A 15,414-nucleotide genomic window follows, 5' to 3' on the forward strand; every position below is an offset into this window, starting at 1 on the left:
CCTCCCCCCTGAGGGGAGAGGACCGGGGTGAGGGGTGTGGGGTGTGGGGTGTGTTTTGTTATTTAGAGTCAGACTTGTATTCGTACTCGTAATAGCCGTAATCCTGATATCCGGTCGCGCGGCGGAAGATGGAGTTCAGGATGACCCCTTTCACCTCGATGCCGTTCTGCTCGAAGCGGCTCAAGCTGGTTTCCACTTCCTTCAGGGTGTTCACCGCATAGCGTGCAACCATCAGCGTGGTGCCCGCATGACGCCCCACGACGGCGGCGTCGGTGACGGCCAGAATTGGCGGGGTATCGATCAGCACCAGGTCATAGTTTTTGCTCGCCCACTCGATCAGCTGCGTGAAGCGCTCGCTCATCAGCAGTTCAGACGGGTTCGGCGGCACCTGACCGCGCGGGATCAGGTCAAATTTCGGAATCGACGTCGGCTTGGCGCTCTCGCTGATTTCCCCTTTCCCGAGCAGGATTTCGGACAGGCCGTTAACGTTGTTGGTCCCCAGCAGCTCATGGGTGTAGCCCTTACGCATATCGCAGTCGATCAGCAGCACGCGCTTGTTGGTCTGGCTCACCACCGCCGCCAGGTTGGCGCAGACGAAGGTTTTACCGATTGACGGGCTCACGCCGGTCATCATCAGGACGTTGTTTTTGGCCTGCATCATGGCGAAGTGGAGGCTGGTACGCAGGCTGCGCACCGCTTCAATCGCCAGGTCGGTCGGGTTACCCACGGCCAGCAGCTGGCTCTGTTTGTAACGCTTCACGCCCTTAACGGTTTTGACGTTGTCACGCGACTTCTGCCACTCGGAGAGCGGGATGCTGGCGTAAACGCTGATACCGTGCTCTTCCAGCACCTGCGGGCTTTCGATACCGCGGTTGAACAGGGAGCGCAGCAGCACGCCGACGATGGAGAGCATCAGGCCGAGAATAATGCTGCCGAAGATAATCAGCGCCTTCTTCGGCTTCAGCACGCCCGGCTGGGTGATCGCCGGGTCAACAATACGCACGTCGCCGACGGTGCTGGCTTCGGTGATTTTCAGCTCCTGCTGTTTGTTCAGCAGCTGCATATACACCTGCTGGCCAGATTCCACGTCACGCGTCAGACGCACGATTTCCTGCTGCGTCTTCGGCATCGCGGTCACGCGGTCGTTCAGCTTCGCCTTCTCTTCTTCCAGCGTGCGGCGTTTCTCCAGCAGCGTGCGGTACGCCGGGTGACGCTTGGTGTAGAGCTTGGAAATTTCCGCCTCTTTGAAGGTCAGCTCGTTCAGCTGCGCGTCGATATTGACCATGGAGTCGAGAACCGATTTCGCCTCCAGCGGCAGGTCGACGGAGTCTTTATCCTGACGGTACGCGTTCAGCTTGTTCTCAGCGTCGTCCAGGCGGGCGCGCACTTCCGGCAGCTGTTTACTTAGGAACGCCAGGCTTTTCGCGGCCTCCGCAGACTTGCGCTCGATATTCTGCTCAAGATAATTGCGGGTGATGCTGTTCAGGATGTCGCGGATTTGATCCTTATCTTCACCGGTGAAGGTCATGCTCAGAACACCGGTGTCCTTGCCGTTTTCGGTAACGGTCAGGTTGTTTTGCAGATTGTTGATCATCCCGAGCGTGGAGAACTTGGTGACCGTAAACTCACCGCCCTCGTGCGCGTGGATGGCGCCAACCCGGATGCTCACGCCGTCTTTGGTCAGCATCTGCCCCACCTCACCGCGCACGCTCAAGCCCGCGTCGCTGGTCAGCTGATACTGTTTCGGTCCCAGCACGGTCAGGGTAAAGGTTTGGTCCCCTGCCCCTTTGGGAATCACGAAGTCGGTGACTTTTACCGTATCGTTACTGCGCCCCATCAGGCGATCCCAGCCTGCGCCAAACACCGGGAAGGTATTTTTGGTGACCGCAATATCCAGCCCCAAATCGTGAACCGTTTTGCCCAGAACCAGGCGCGACTGGATCAGCTGAATTTCGGCTTCCGACGCCGGTGGCTTATTGGCCAGCGCCGAGCCGATATCCTGAACCAGTGAGTTACCGGTGTTTTGTTCGATCTGCACCAGCGCATCGGCGCTATAAATCGGCGTCGCGAACAGCGTATAAACGATCGCCGCCACGGCAAAAACGGCGGTAATACCCAGCACCCACCATTTCGCTTCAATAACGGTCCCGACAAGACGACCGATATCGATTTCATCACTGCCCGACGTCGGGGCGGCAGAAGGTTTTGTTTTTTCTGTCATTGTTATCCCTGCTGAGCTTTCAGTGCCTGCGCCCACTGGCGGGCAGACTGGTCTAGTAAGGTGTATACCGCCTCAAAGGCCTCGCGGCTCTTGCGATACGGATCGGGAATTTCGCGCTCACCATCCCAGTGACCGAACAGCATCACCTTGCCGCGCATCTCCGGTGCGATATCGCACAGCGCGTGAATGTGGCGTTTTTCCATCGCGAGGATCAGGTCATATTCCCGGCACATCCGGCCAGAGACCTGACGGGCAACGTGCCCGTCGAGTGAGAGGTTATGTTCAAGGGCTACGCTCGATGCACGCTCGTCGGCACCTTTTCCAACCAGCGCGCCAAGCCCTGCGGAGTCGACCGTTAACGCAGGCTGGTAATTCTTCAGCAGCCTTTCAGCCGTGGGGGAACGGCAAATGTTCCCCACGCACACCACCAGAATTTTGTTAAACATCGCGGCTTACCAGGTATGAATGTCGCTCGCCGTATCCGTCATGTAGCGAACGCCACTGATGGTAGGCAGCAACTGGTTGATCAGACGGTTCCAGCGGGCAACCGGCGCGGTGGTGACGTAGACCACATCGTATGGCTGGAGACGGAACGACGTTGCCATGACCAGAGACGTCGCGTCGGACATGTCCAGCTGGTAGATATTGGCAATCTTGCCCTTCGCGTTCTCGCCTTTGATTGGACGGATCACGAAGATGCCGCTGGCGTTGGAGGCGGTCAGATCGATGCCTTCCGCATTGCCCAGCGCTTCGGTCAGGGTCATACCGCTGAAGTCCATCTTGAGGGTGCTCTGTTTCTTCACTTCGCCCATCACGAACACTTTCAGATCGTCATTGCGCGGCACGTAAAGAATATCGCCCGGATAAAGCAGGCGGTTCTGGGTCAGGTCGCCGTTCTGCATCAGCGCCTGAAGCGAAATGCGCTGCTCTTTGCCGTTGTGGGTCAGCACCACGTTGCGCCAGTCGGCGCCGTCGGTTAACCCACCCGCGGCGTTGATCGCGTCCAGAACGGTGAGTGGTACGTTGGTGATAGCCTGCTGGCCGGATTTGTTAACCTGGCCTGAGATATACGCTTTCTGGGAGCGGAACGCGGCGATATTAACGTCCACCTGCGGGTCAGCAATGTACTGCGCCAGGCGGCCGGTAATATCACTACGGATCTCAGCAAGCGTTTTGCCCGCAACGTGCACTTTACCAATGTACGGATAGAACATAGTGCCATCGGACTGGACCCAGTTACCGGTGTCGCTTGAGCTGCGGTACTGGCCCGCAGGCGTGGTCAGTTCCGGGTGATCCCAGACGGTCACGTTAATAACGTCACCCGGCCCCACGCGGTACTGGTAAGAGGCAATTTCCTGGTCCAGCGACATATTTGGCTGAGCAACGTTTGGACGCGGGCGCAATTGTTCTACCAGACGTGGGGTTAATGGGTAAACATTCACCATTTTGTCGAGATCAAAATCAGCGTCCTGCTGCTTAATCACATCCTTGCCCATTGTTGACATATTGCTGCCGGGAAAGACCGTGCAACCACTCATCAAGGTCACAGACACCAATAATGGCATCAATTTCATTTTGGATTTCATCATTGATTATTTATCACTTTGGCAGAGTAATTATCCTGTGCAATTTAAATAAGCGCGGGTCGTGGTGACAATCAGAATGCAGTTAATCATTTAGCAATATAACTGGCATCAGTCCTAAAGTAAGCTTATTCATCTGTTGGCTATTGACAGAATAATTGAGGCTGATTCACACGCTTTCAGGCACGCTACCGCCCTTGGCTTTCAGTTACCAATACACTGACTAAACAATGCGTTATGGATAGACACCCTTCTGAACATGGCCTTTTGTAGAATATATCAACCACGTCAAAGGCACGGTTGATAATGAATTACCTTCACTAAAGACCGAAACAAAAATAGCAACAACGAAATTTAACATTTGATGCTGGGAGAATTGTTGCAGCTAACCTAATAGCAGGCAAGGAGACAACCGTCCTAATATTCGTTTTTAAGATTAATATTAAGAGCAAAGTTTTGAGGTTTTCGGATTTTCTTTATATTGACAAAATTGCGCGCCAAACCATTTACTGCGATATATCCTAAATATCGTTCATTGTAATTAAATCTTCGCAATTAACTTATTTACAGCGCGCCCTAAATCGGTTTTACCTCAGTGTAGCATTAAGAGAAATCTCACCCCGGCATTGCAATTTTGGTCGGCTTTATCCATGATCGAAGTGTGACATTCGTCATATAACAGAAGGTATTGCGTTTACTATGGAATGGATTGCCGATCCATCAATCTGGGCCGGGCTGGTGACGCTCGTCGTCATTGAATTAGTGCTCGGGATTGATAACCTGGTGTTTATCGCCATCCTTGCGGATAAATTGCCTCCCTCGCAGCGCGACCGCGCCCGCGTGACGGGCCTTCTGCTCGCCATGGTGATGCGTCTGCTGCTGCTGGCCTCTATCTCCTGGCTGGTCACGCTGACCAAACCCCTCTTCACCGTTCAGAGCCTGAGCTTTAGCGCCCGCGATCTGATCATGCTTTTCGGCGGGCTGTTCCTGCTGTTTAAGGCTACCGTTGAGCTTAACGAGCGGCTGGAGGGGAAAGACAGCGAAAACCCCACCCAGCGACGCGGCGCAAAATTCTGGCCGGTGGTCGCACAAATCGTAGTGCTGGACGCCGTCTTCTCTCTCGACTCGGTGATCACCGCCGTCGGGATGGTTGACCACCTGGCCGTGATGATGGCCGCCGTGATCATCGCCATCACCCTGATGGTGCTCGCCAGCAAGGCCCTGACGCGATTTGTAAACAGCCACCCGACCATCGTGATCCTGTGCCTCAGCTTCCTGCTGATGATTGGCTTTAGCCTCGTTGCGGATGGCTTCGGCTTCCATATCCCGAAAGGCTATCTGTACGCCGCAATTGGCTTCTCGGTGCTGATTGAGTTCCTGAACCAGCTGGCCATCTTCAACCGCCGCCGCTTTCTCTCCGCAAACCAGACGCTGCGACAGCGCACCGCCGATACGGTGATGCGCCTGCTGAGCGGCAGAAAAGAGGATGCCGAGCTGGACGCCGAGTCCGCTGCGATGCTTGCCGACCACAGCGACGGGCAGATCTTCAACCCGCAGGAGCGCCGGATGATAGAGCGCGTGCTCAATCTCAACCAGCGCTCCGTCAGCAGCATCATGACCTCCCGTCACGACATTGAGCATATAGATCTGACGGCGCCGGAAGAGCAGATCCGCGCCCTGCTGGATAAAAACCAGCACACCCGCGTGGTCGTCACCGGCGGGGACGAGGAAGAAGAGCTGCTGGGCGTGGTGCACGTGATCGACCTGCTGCAACAGCAGCTTCACGGTGAGCCGCTCAACCTGCGCGCGCTGGTCCGCCAGCCGCTGGTCTTCCCGGAAGCGCTGCCGCTGCTCTCCGCGCTGGAGCAGTTCCGTAACGCGCGTACCCACTTCGCGTTTGTCGTGGATGAATTTGGCTCTGTGGAAGGACTGGTGACGCTCAGCGACGTTATGGAAACCATCGCCGGAAATCTGCCAAATGAGGTGGATGAGATCGACGCGCGCCACGATATTCAGAAAAACGCCGACGGCAGCTGGACCGCTAACGGCCACATGCCGCTTGAAGATCTGGTGCAGTTCGTTCCGCTTCCGCTGGACGAGAAGCGCGAATACCACACCATCGCCGGTTTGCTGATGGAATATCTGCAACGTATTCCGCAGCCGGGCGAAGAAGTTCAGGTGGGGGATTACATGATTAAAACCTTGCAGGTGGAAAGCCATCGCGTGCAGAAGGTGCAGCTGATCCCGCTGCGCGGTGACGATGAGAGGGATTTTGAGGTGTAAAAGAGCCGGGTGGCGCTTCGCTTACCCGGCCTACGGTGTCTGGCTTTTGTAGGCCGGGTAAGGCGAAGCCGCCACCCGGCACAACAGCCATCAGAGCTTATCAAGCAGCTTTTTCACGTCCTTACCTGACTGGGACTCTTTATTGCGGTCCGCCCAGTCATTCAGCCGACGTTTCGCTTCATTTTGAAGATGCTTACGCAGGATCTGATCGACCTGCAAACTGTAGTTCAGCGCCTGCCACTTACCATAGACGCGCAGCGGTATTGGCGTCTCTTTCAGGAACTCAACAAGCTGGCCTTCACCTTCCCAGCCGGCTTTCACGCGGACGTTGAAGCGGGTGTCAGCCGTCTCTTTCACCAGATCCAGCGCACCGTTTCCGGTCAGCGCCAGCAGAGACGAGGTTCCCTGCATCTCGTCGAGCGAGAGCTGACCGTTGTCGAGGGCAAGCTCGCTGGTAAAGCTGTCGAGACGGGTGGCGCTGTCGTAGTTTTCATTTGCCTTCACATTGCTGCTGCGCTCTACCGCCTGCTGCACCAGCTGCTGGAAGTTCAGCCCTTCCATGCGCGAATCTTTCAGCTCAACGTGCGCCCGCCCCTGCCAGCTCCGGCGGAAGGCGTCCGCATCAATCTTCGTGCCGGAGAAATCCCCCGCCAGCGACAGCTGCCCCGTCAGGGCAATCGGATAGTTAAAGGCTTTCAGGATGGTGCCAATCTCAACGTTTTCCAGACGCGGCTGGAACGCGGCGCTGGCAACGTCTTTGCGTACGTCCAGCGTGCCCGGCAGGGAGAGATTCCCTGCCCCCATTTTTCCGCTGAGCTCAGAGATAACCAGCAGGCCATTGTGGTTGAACATCTGGCTGCTGACGTCGGTAAAATCAATCCCACGCCAGCGCACGCTGTTCGCTTTCAGCAGGATGTCGGCGGTAAAGCCTCTCAGGCCGTTGTAGTCAGGCCGATCGAGATTGGAGGAGATCACCGGACGCGTTTGCGTGACCTGGCTTTGCCCTACCTGCGTGACCCCCTCATCGGCTGCGTTCACCGTTTGCGACGGAAGCAGATTCTCAAGGTTCAGCCTGTCGAATTGCAGATCCAGCACCCACTTAGGTTTTTCATCAAGCGTAACGCTCGCCTGTCCTTTAAGAGTACTGTCGTTCGCCTGGAGGTTTAGCGCGTTCAGTTCCAGCTGTTTGCGCTCTTCATGCCAGACCGCCTGCATCGTACCCTGGCCAGCGATCCCTTTTGTGGGTAAATCCGCGCCGGTAAGCTGCCAGTTGAGCTGCTGAATATCCGCCGTCAGCTGATGCGGATAGTCCGAAGCGTTTACGTTCGCGTTCATCGACAGGTTGAGATCGCGCTGATTGCGGTTGATCCGCCCGGAGAACTCCACGGTGGCGTGATGGCTGGCGTCCTGCTCCATCCTGAGGTTGATATTGCGTACGGTGATCTGCTCGTCGTCCTCATGCTGGAAAACCAGCACGCTGTCAGCGACCTTCAGACTACCAATATCGAACGACCAGCCAGCGTCAGACGGGACGTCAGGCAAGGTGTTTTCATGCGGTTCGACCGGGGCATCCGCCTGACGAACGGCTTCGGTTTGTGGCGTAAGCTGGATCACCGCGCCCTTCAGCATCACCTGTTCGACCTGGAGCTGATGGGACAAGAGCGGGATGAGCGCGACATCAAGACGCATATTATCCGCGGTCACCAGCGGCTGCGCGGCGCCCGGCGCGGTAAGTGACATGCGCCCGGAGAGAATGCTGAGCTGAGGCCAGACGTGCCAGCGCAGCGGCCCGTCCAGCTTGAGTTCATACCCGCTGCGCGCTTCAACCTGTCGCACCATATAGGCCCGGAAGTCGTTCGGGTTAACCAGCAGCACCAACGCTGAAAGGCCAGCCACCAGCACCACCAGCAAAATCATCAGCGTTGTCAGAACTCTTCTCATGGCTTCCTCAGTGAACTCACAGATCAGTCTTTATCGATACGACTGGCAACCGCACCCTGCTGGTCGCGATATTTTGCGTCCTGACGGCGGTTATAAGGACGGTCTGCCGGGCCGGTCAGCGGCTCGAAGCTCAACGCACCAATCATCATTCCCGGGCGAAGCGCCAGCGGCAGTTTACCGGCGTTAAAGAACTCCAGCACGATACGGCCAGACCAGCCCGGATCGATACGGTGCGCGGTAACGTGCACCATCAGACCCAGACGCGCCAGGGAAGAGCGTCCGTCAAGCCAGCCCACCAGATCCGCCGGCAGCGTGACGGACTCAAAGGTCACCGCCAGCGCCAGTTCGCCAGGATGGAGATAAAACGCTTCGCCTTCTTCAATGACGATTTCGTCACTCATGACGCGATCCAGCGCCGCACTGACTTCGTCTTTCGGCCCGCTGAGGTCGATAAACGGTGCCGTGTGGCCGCTGAAGGTGCGGAATTTATTCCCCAGACGCACATCGACGGTCACGCCGTTAATACGCTCAACCGGCGGACGCGGGGTGATAGACAGGCGGCCTTCATCCAGCCAGGCTTCTATATCGCGGTCACAAAGACGCATGGCACTTTCTCCTTTCGTGCATCGCGCCCTGAAGCTTTACGGCATCAGGGCAAAACCAGGTTATCTCTGAACGGTACACAATTCACGCGGCTTATTCAAAAAACTGACTGATTTTCGCTTTTAAGATGTCGATAGCAATACGGTTTTTACCGCCGCGAGGAACAATAATATCGGCGTATTGTTTTGAAGGCTCAATAAATTGCAGGAACATCGGGCGAACGGTTTTCTGATACTGCGCCATCACCGAGTCCATGGAGCGGCCGCGTTCGTTAACGTCGCGTTTGATACGCCGCATCAGGCAGATATCCAGCGGGGTGTCGACGAAAATCGAGAAGTTCATTGATTCGCGCAGACGGGCGTCGGTGAGCAGCAAAATCCCTTCAAGGATAATGACTTTCTTGGGCTCGATGCGGATTGTTTCCTGAGTGCGGGTATGTTCCACGTAGCTGTAGACGGGCAGTTCAATCGCCTCGCCGCGCTTCAGCGCTTCCAGATGCTGGAACAGCAGGCTGTGATCCATCGCACTGGGATGGTCGTAGTTGGTTTTTACGCGCTCTTCCATCGAAAGATGGGATTGATCTTTGTAATAGCTGTCTTCGGGAATAACACCGATATGCTCATCACCCACTTGTTCACGCAGTTCGCGATAAAGCGTACTGGCAATAAGACTTTTACCTGAAGCCGATGCGCCGGCGATGCCTATGATGACGCACTGATGAGACTTATCAGTCATAAATTTAGCGACCTGATTAACCTGGATGTAAGGAAGGACGACGCCGGAGCGTCAAACGCGGCAATTATAGGGATTTCGGGGGCGTGATACCAGTCGAATGCGCAGGTTATGCGAGGCGGGCTGAAAAGCGCCTCTTCTCGCCTTTAGCGAAATTTTTATGCGCGTTTAATCGCCATTTCCACACCCTTCTTCGCAGAGTCACTATTTTATAAGTCTATGAAGTCAAAATCTGAGCACTCAGCATATGAATTGTAAAATGTTTGTACTAGCATAAACCAAATTATTACTTTTACGCGTCCGGACCTGGCTCCTGACAACACGGCGTCCCTGGATAGAGCGGTAATGAATAAACAATACCAGCGGGTTTTGGTCACTACCCCACATCCTTTACTGCGGCTTGTCTGTCTGGGTCTGGTCACGTTCATCTTCACCTTATTTTCCCTTGAACTGACTCGCTTCGGTACGCTGCTGGCGCCATTATGGTTTCCTACCTCGATTATGATGGTGGCGTTTTACCGCCACGCGGGAAAAATGTGGCCCGGCATTGCGCTCGCCTGCTCCTTTGGCAATATTTTTGCTTCGTGGATGCTGTTCTCATGGGAATCGATCAGCATCACCTACACGGCGATCAATATCATTGAGGCCACCATCGGCGCGCTGTTACTGCGTAAGCTTCTCCCGTGGTATAACCCGCTGCAAAACCTCAACGACTGGGTCCGACTCGCCCTCGGCAGTGCCGTGGTGCCGCCGCTGGTAGGCGGCATTCTGGTGCATTTTCTGGTGCCGAGCGCGGAGCCGCTGCGTAATTTTCTTTTCTGGGTTCTGTCAGAATCCATTGGCGCACTGGCGCTGGTGCCGTTAGGTCTGCTGTTTAAGCCGCATTATCTGCTGCGCCATCGCAACCCCAAACTGCTGCTGGAAACGCTGGTGACCCTGGTCGTTACGCTGGTTCTGAGCTGGACGGCAATTACCTGGCTGCCGTGGCCGTTCACCTGCATCATCGTTCTTTTGATGTGGAGCGCGGTGCGCCTGCCACGTATGGAAGCGTTCCTGATCTTTTTATTCACCATCATGATGGTATCCCTGATGATGGCGCGAAACCCGCTTTCCATGACGCCCTCCAGCATGATCGTCACCTTCAACGCGCCGTGGCTCCCCTTCCTGATGATGCTGCTCCCCGCCAACATTATGACGATGGTGATGTATGCCTTCCGGGCCGAGCGTAAACACATCACGGAAAGCGAAGAGCGTTTTCGTAATGCGATGGAATACTCCGCGATAGGCATGGCGCTGGTGAGCATTGAGGGCCAGTGGCTTCAGGCCAACAAGGCGCTGTGCAATTTCCTCGGTTACAGCCAGTCGGAGCTCCAGTCGCTCACGTTCCAGCAGTTAACCTGGCCGGAAGATTTAAATACCGACCTGGAACAGCTCGAACAGCTGATCCACGGCGAGATTAACACCTACAGCCTCGAAAAACGCTACTACACCCGCAACGGCGAGGTGGTCTGGGCGCTGCTGGCCGTCTCCGTCGTGCGACATGCCGACGGTACGCCGCTCTACTTTATTGCTCAGATTGAAGACATCAACGACCTGAAGCAGACCGAGTGGGTGAATAAGCGCCTGATGGAACGCATCACCCTCGCTAACGAAGCCGGTGGGATTGGCATCTGGGAGTGGGATCTTGAGCCAGACGTGATTAGCTGGGATAAACGAATGTTTGAGCTGTACGAGATCCCTGCGCACATAAAGCCCTCCTGGCAGCTCTGGCATGACGCCATCGTGCCTGAAGACCGCGCGAACGCCGAACGGGTGCTGCGTGAATCACTCCAGGCCAGAGTGCCCTTCAAGCTGGAATTTCGCATTCGCGTCAAGGATGGCATTCGCCACATTCGTTCCCTGGCAAACCGGGTGCTGAACAAACAGGGCGAAGTCGAGCGGCTGTTAGGCATCAACATGGATATGACCGAGGTAAAGCAGCTGAACGAGGCACTGTTCCAGGAAAAAGAGCGCCTGCATATCACCCTCGACTCCATCGGCGAAGCGGTGCTGTGCACCGACGTCGACATGAACATCACCTTTATGAACCCGGTCGCCGAAAAGATGAGCGGCTGGTCGCAAAGCGAAGCGCTGGGTCAGCCCGTTCTGGAGGTGCTGCACATTACCTTCGGCGAGAAGGGACCGTTAATGGAAAACATCCACAGCGGCGACATGTCCCGTACCGATATCGAACAGGACGTGGTGCTTAACTGCCGGAACGGCGGCAGTTTCGACATTCACTACAGCATTACCCCGCTCAGCACCCTGGACGGCCATACTATCGGCTCGGTGCTGGTGATTCAGGACGTAACCGAATCGCGCAAAATGCTGCGCCAGCTGAGCTACAGCGCCTCCCATGATGCCCTTACCCACCTGGCGAACCGCGTCAGCTTCGAAAATCACCTGAAGCGCCTGTTGCAGACGGTCCAGGAGACCCACCAGCGTCACGCGCTGGTCTTTATCGACCTTGACCGCTTTAAGGCGGTAAACGATACGGCAGGCCACGCGGCGGGCGACGCCCTCCTGCGCGAGCTTTCTTCGCTAATGCTGACCATGCTGCGCTCCAGCGACGTGCTGGCGCGTCTGGGCGGAGACGAGTTTGGCCTGCTGCTGCCGGACTGCAACGTCGAAAGCGCACGCTACATTGCGGGCCGGCTGATTGACGCCATCAACAGCTACCATTTTTCCTGGGAAGGACGCCTGCACCGTATTGGCGCCAGCGCGGGGATCACGCTGATTGACGACAGCAATTATCAGGCTGCGGAAGTGATGTCTCAGGCCGACATTGCCTGTTACGCCTCGAAAAACAGCGGGCGCGGCGTGGTCACCGTCTATGAACCCCAGCAGGAGCGGATCCACAGCACGCGCAGCATGATGTCGCTGGATGAGCAGTGGCACATGATTAAAGATAATCATCTGCTGATGATCGCCCGCAGCGTCGCCTCGCCGCGCATTCCCGAGAGCAGCAGCTTCTGGTTGATTTCCCTGCGGCTGTGGACCAGCCAGGGAGAAGTGCTGGAAGAGCATGCCTTCCGCGCCGGGCTCGGAGAGGCGGAGCTGCTGCACGCCCTTGACCGACGGATATTCAGCGAGTTTTTCCGTACCTATGCCGCACAGGTGGCGGCCAAAGGTATGGGCGTCGCGCTGCCGCTCTCAGAGGCGGGGTTAGCCAGCGTCACGCTGGTAAATGAACTGCTCGACCTGATTACCAAAGGCCCGCTGCCGGCGCGGCTGCTGCACCTGGCAATCGCCGTCGATGTGCTGAACAACACGGATGAAAACGTGCAGCAGGGTCTGCAAAAGCTTCGTCATGCCGGTTGCCGCGTGGTGCTGACCCGCGTCGGACGCGACATGAACGTCTTCAGTCAGCTCAGCGCCACCACCGCTGATTATCTGCTGCTGGATGCAGACGTGGTGACCAACGTCCACGGCAACCTGATGGACGAGATGATGGTGACCATCATTCAGGGCCACGCCCGGCGTCTGGGACTAAAAACCATTGCCGGGCCGTGCCACCAGTCGATCATGATGGATACGCTGTCGGGCATCGGCGTTGACTTTATTTACGGCGATACCATCGGGGAAGCGCAGCCGCTCGATTTACTGCTGAATACCAGCTATTTCGCCATCAACTGACGGCGACCAGCCGTCGGTGTACCAGATATGTAACAGCGCGTACGAGCGCCACGGCTGCCAGCGCTCGGCATAGCGACGGATCTGCGCGGGCGTCATGCCGGCAAAACGCTGCTTAATCAGATAATCATCCGGCAGGAAAACGTCCTTTGCCTGCCAGCCGCGCAGGGCCAGATAGTTAGCGGTCCAGCGTCCGATGCCGGGCCGCTGCTGTAGCGCCTTCATCCCGGCCTCCACGTCCGCAGGCGGGAACAGCGGGAATTCACCGTCCACCACCGACTGCGCCAGATGAATCAACGACTCCGCACGCCTGAGCGGCATTCCGAGGGCTTTTAACGCCAGCGGATCCGCCGCGGCCAGCGCTTCTGGCGGAGGAAAGCACAGGTAGCCCGGCGCATCCTCGATGGGTTCACCGCACAGCGCCACCACCCGCGACGCCAGTTTTGCCGCCATCGCCACGCTCACCAGCTGCCCGAGAATGGCGCGCACGCCCTGTTCGTATGCATCCATCGCCCCCGGCAAACGTAACCCTGGACGCGCCGCGCCGAGATCGCCCAGCGTCTGCGCAATTTGCTGCGGATCGCAATCAAGATCGAACAGGCGGGAGATACGGTCAAGGCAGATGTCCGCCACCGGGATCAGGCCAGGGCTGAGCGACACCGCCAGCGTATGGGTTGCGCTGTCCGGCGTAACCCGAAAAACGCCCTGCTGCCCCGCATAGCCAAAACTGCGCTCGTAGTAAGCCTCCGTGACGGTCTCCACCCCGGTGACCGCACGCGCGGCAAGAAAGCCAAACATCCACTGCCAGTCGTAGGGCGGTTGCCAGTTCAGGGTGTACATCGTCTCTCCTTTTTTTATTTACCTCAGCATAAACCGAAAGATAGCGTTGCGCCTTGCTTTCATATTCCTGTTGTCGCCTGGCAGACATTTCGCTAAAGTCTCGCCCCTTCTCACCGGCATGGGGATTTATTGTGTTTATTGGATTCGACTACGGCACCGCAAACTGCTCGGTTGCGATAATGCAAAACGGACAACCGCAGCTCCTGAAAATGGAAAACGGCAGTACGCTGTTGCCGTCAATGCTCTGCGCGCCCACGCGTGAAGCGGTAAGCGAGTGGCTGTTCCGCCATCATCAGGTTCCGGCCACGGCGGCAGAATCGCAGGCGCTGCTGCGCCGTGCGGTCAGTTTTAACCGCGAGGAAGATATCGACGTTACCCCTTCCAGCGTGCAGTTCGGCCTCTCTTCGCTCGGGCAGTACATTGACGATCCGGAAGAGGTTTATTTCGTTAAATCGCCTAAATCCTTCCTCGGCGCCAGCGGCCTGAAGCCGCAGCAGGTGGCGATGTTTGAAGATCTGGTCTGCGCGATGATGCTGCATATCCGCAATCAGGCGCAGTCGCAGGTGCCGGAGACCATCACCCAGGCAGTGATTGGTCGCCCGATCAACTTCCAGGGGCTGGGCGGTGATGAAGCCAACCAGCAGGCGCAGGGGATCCTCGAGCGTGCGGCGCACCGGGCGGGCTTTAGCGACGTGGTGTTCCAGTATGAGCCGGTTGCGGCGGGGCTGGATTTTGAGGCCACGCTGACGGAAGAGAAGCGGGTGCTGGTAGTGGACATCGGCGGCGGTACGACGGACTGTTCGTTACTGCTGATGGGGCCGCAATGGCATCACCGTCGCGATCGTGAAAACAGCCTGCTGGGGCACAGCGGCTGCCGCGTCGGAGGTAACGATCTGGATATCGCCCTGGCGTTCAAGAGCCTGATGCCGCTGCTCGGCATGGGCGGACAAACCGAGAAAGGCATCGCCCTGCCGATCCTGCCGTGGTGGAACGCGATTGCCATCAACGACGTCCCTGCGCAGAGTGATTTTTACAGCACCGCGAATGGCCGTTTCCTCAACGATCTGGTGCGCGACGCACAGGATGCCGGGAAAGTCGCCCTGCTCTATAAAGTGTGGCGCCAGCGCCTGAGCTACAGGGTGGTGCGCACCGCCGAAGAGAGCAAAATTGCCCTTTCCGATCGTCCGGAGCAGGCCGTTTCATTGCCGTTTATTAGCGACAATCTGGCAACGACCATTACCCGGGAAGGGCTGGAACTGGCGCTGGCCCAGCCGCTACAGCGTATTCTGGAGCAGGTACAGCTGGCGCTGGAGAACGGCAAAGAGAAACCGGACGTGATTTACCTGACCGGCGGTAGTGCCCGTTCACCGCTGATCAAGAAGGCGCTGGCGGAACAGCTGCCGGGGATCCCCATTGCCGGCGGCGATGACTTTGGCTCCGTTACGGCAGGGCTGGCGCGCTGGGCGCAGGTGATGTTTAGCTAATGCGGTTGTGCCGGGTGGCGCTGCGCTTACCCGGCCTACGGTTCGAGGATCTTGT

General features: G+C 57.1%; 10 protein-coding genes. 3 read left to right on the plus strand and 7 right to left on the minus strand.

Translation table 11 applies throughout. The features are described 5' to 3' along the window. Window positions 1-58: 58 nt before the first annotated feature. From wzc to DBR02_RS00970, 3 genes are read right to left on the minus strand one after another with little or no spacing between them, the layout of a single operon-like run. Window positions 59-2,221 (minus strand): tyrosine-protein kinase Wzc, encoded by a 2,163-nt coding sequence (wzc, locus tag DBR02_RS00960; RefSeq protein ID WP_063868351.1) that lies wholly within the window; start codon window positions 2,219-2,221, stop codon window positions 59-61. A 2-nt stretch (window positions 2,222-2,223) separates the two neighbouring features. Beyond that, window positions 2,224-2,667 carry a low molecular weight protein-tyrosine-phosphatase Wzb gene (wzb, locus tag DBR02_RS00965; protein ID WP_063450260.1) on the minus strand — a complete coding sequence of 148 codons (444 nt, stop codon included), beginning with the start codon at window positions 2,665-2,667 and terminating at the stop codon, window positions 2,224-2,226. A gap of 6 nt (window positions 2,668-2,673) precedes the next feature. Next, window positions 2,674-3,810, minus strand: a complete 1,137-nt coding sequence (locus tag DBR02_RS00970; protein WP_022648641.1) for a polysaccharide export protein — start codon at window positions 3,808-3,810, stop codon at window positions 2,674-2,676. Window positions 3,811-4,503: 693 nt separating this feature from the next. On the opposite strand from DBR02_RS00970, the gene DBR02_RS00975 reads away from it, so the two are divergent. Beyond that, window positions 4,504-6,087: a TerC family protein gene (locus DBR02_RS00975; protein WP_063868350.1), complete on the plus strand. Its 1,584-nt coding sequence runs from the start codon at window positions 4,504-4,506 to the stop codon at window positions 6,085-6,087. Window positions 6,088-6,177: 90 nt separating this feature from the next. Here DBR02_RS00975 and asmA read toward each other — a convergent pair whose 3' ends face one another. The 3 genes from asmA to udk form a co-directional block, all read right to left on the minus strand. Then, window positions 6,178-8,028 carry an outer membrane assembly protein AsmA gene (gene asmA, locus DBR02_RS00980; RefSeq protein ID WP_107533360.1) on the minus strand — a complete coding sequence of 617 codons (1,851 nt, stop codon included), beginning with the start codon at window positions 8,026-8,028 and terminating at the stop codon, window positions 6,178-6,180. Between the two features lie 23 nt (window positions 8,029-8,051). Next, window positions 8,052-8,633, minus strand: a complete 582-nt coding sequence (gene dcd, locus DBR02_RS00985; RefSeq protein WP_006811250.1) for a dCTP deaminase — start codon at window positions 8,631-8,633, stop codon at window positions 8,052-8,054. A gap of 91 nt (window positions 8,634-8,724) precedes the next feature. After that, a complete protein-coding gene (gene udk / locus DBR02_RS00990; RefSeq protein WP_000130320.1) occupies window positions 8,725-9,366 on the minus strand; it encodes a uridine kinase in 642 nt (213 codons plus the stop codon). A 342-nt stretch (window positions 9,367-9,708) separates the two neighbouring features. Between udk and DBR02_RS00995 the strand changes: the two genes are divergently transcribed. Continuing rightward, complete coding sequence (locus tag DBR02_RS00995; protein ID WP_107533361.1) at window positions 9,709-13,038, plus strand: diguanylate cyclase; 3,330 nt, start codon at window positions 9,709-9,711, stop codon at window positions 13,036-13,038. Here DBR02_RS00995 and alkA read toward each other — a convergent pair. Next, on the minus strand, window positions 13,003-13,875 hold the full coding sequence (alkA, locus tag DBR02_RS01000; RefSeq protein ID WP_107533362.1) for a DNA-3-methyladenine glycosylase 2: 873 nt from the start codon (window positions 13,873-13,875) through the stop codon (window positions 13,003-13,005). The two genes, DBR02_RS00995 and alkA, sit on opposite strands and share 36 nt — an antisense overlap. A 131-nt stretch (window positions 13,876-14,006) precedes the next feature. Here alkA and yegD point away from each other — a divergent pair, with 131 nt between their 5' ends. Beyond that, window positions 14,007-15,359, plus strand: coding sequence for a molecular chaperone (gene yegD, locus DBR02_RS01005; RefSeq protein WP_064910344.1), 1,353 nt, complete (start codon window positions 14,007-14,009; stop codon window positions 15,357-15,359). The last annotated feature ends 55 nt before the right edge of the window (window positions 15,360-15,414 follow it).

Origin of the sequence: Enterobacter cloacae complex sp., from assembly GCF_900322725.1 — a bacterium.
Classification (GTDB): domain Bacteria; phylum Pseudomonadota; class Gammaproteobacteria; order Enterobacterales; family Enterobacteriaceae; genus Enterobacter; species Enterobacter quasihormaechei.

Coding starts and splice junctions, on each gene's coding strand:
- dcd (WP_006811250.1), bottom strand. CDS start 8,633: ATGCGTCTTTGTGACCGCGATATAGAAGCCTGGCTGGATGAAGGCCGC.
- DBR02_RS00970 (WP_022648641.1), bottom strand. CDS start 3,810: ATGATGAAATCCAAAATGAAATTGATGCCATTATTGGTGTCTGTGACC.
- wzc (WP_063868351.1), bottom strand. CDS start 2,221: ATGACAGAAAAAACAAAACCTTCTGCCGCCCCGACGTCGGGCAGTGAT.
- DBR02_RS00995 (WP_107533361.1), top strand. CDS start 9,709: ATGAATAAACAATACCAGCGGGTTTTGGTCACTACCCCACATCCTTTA.
- udk (WP_000130320.1), bottom strand. CDS start 9,366: ATGACTGATAAGTCTCATCAGTGCGTCATCATAGGCATCGCCGGCGCA.
- alkA (WP_107533362.1), bottom strand. CDS start 13,875: ATGTACACCCTGAACTGGCAACCGCCCTACGACTGGCAGTGGATGTTT.
- DBR02_RS00975 (WP_063868350.1), top strand. CDS start 4,504: ATGGAATGGATTGCCGATCCATCAATCTGGGCCGGGCTGGTGACGCTC.
- wzb (WP_063450260.1), bottom strand. CDS start 2,667: ATGTTTAACAAAATTCTGGTGGTGTGCGTGGGGAACATTTGCCGTTCC.
- asmA (WP_107533360.1), bottom strand. CDS start 8,028: ATGAGAAGAGTTCTGACAACGCTGATGATTTTGCTGGTGGTGCTGGTG.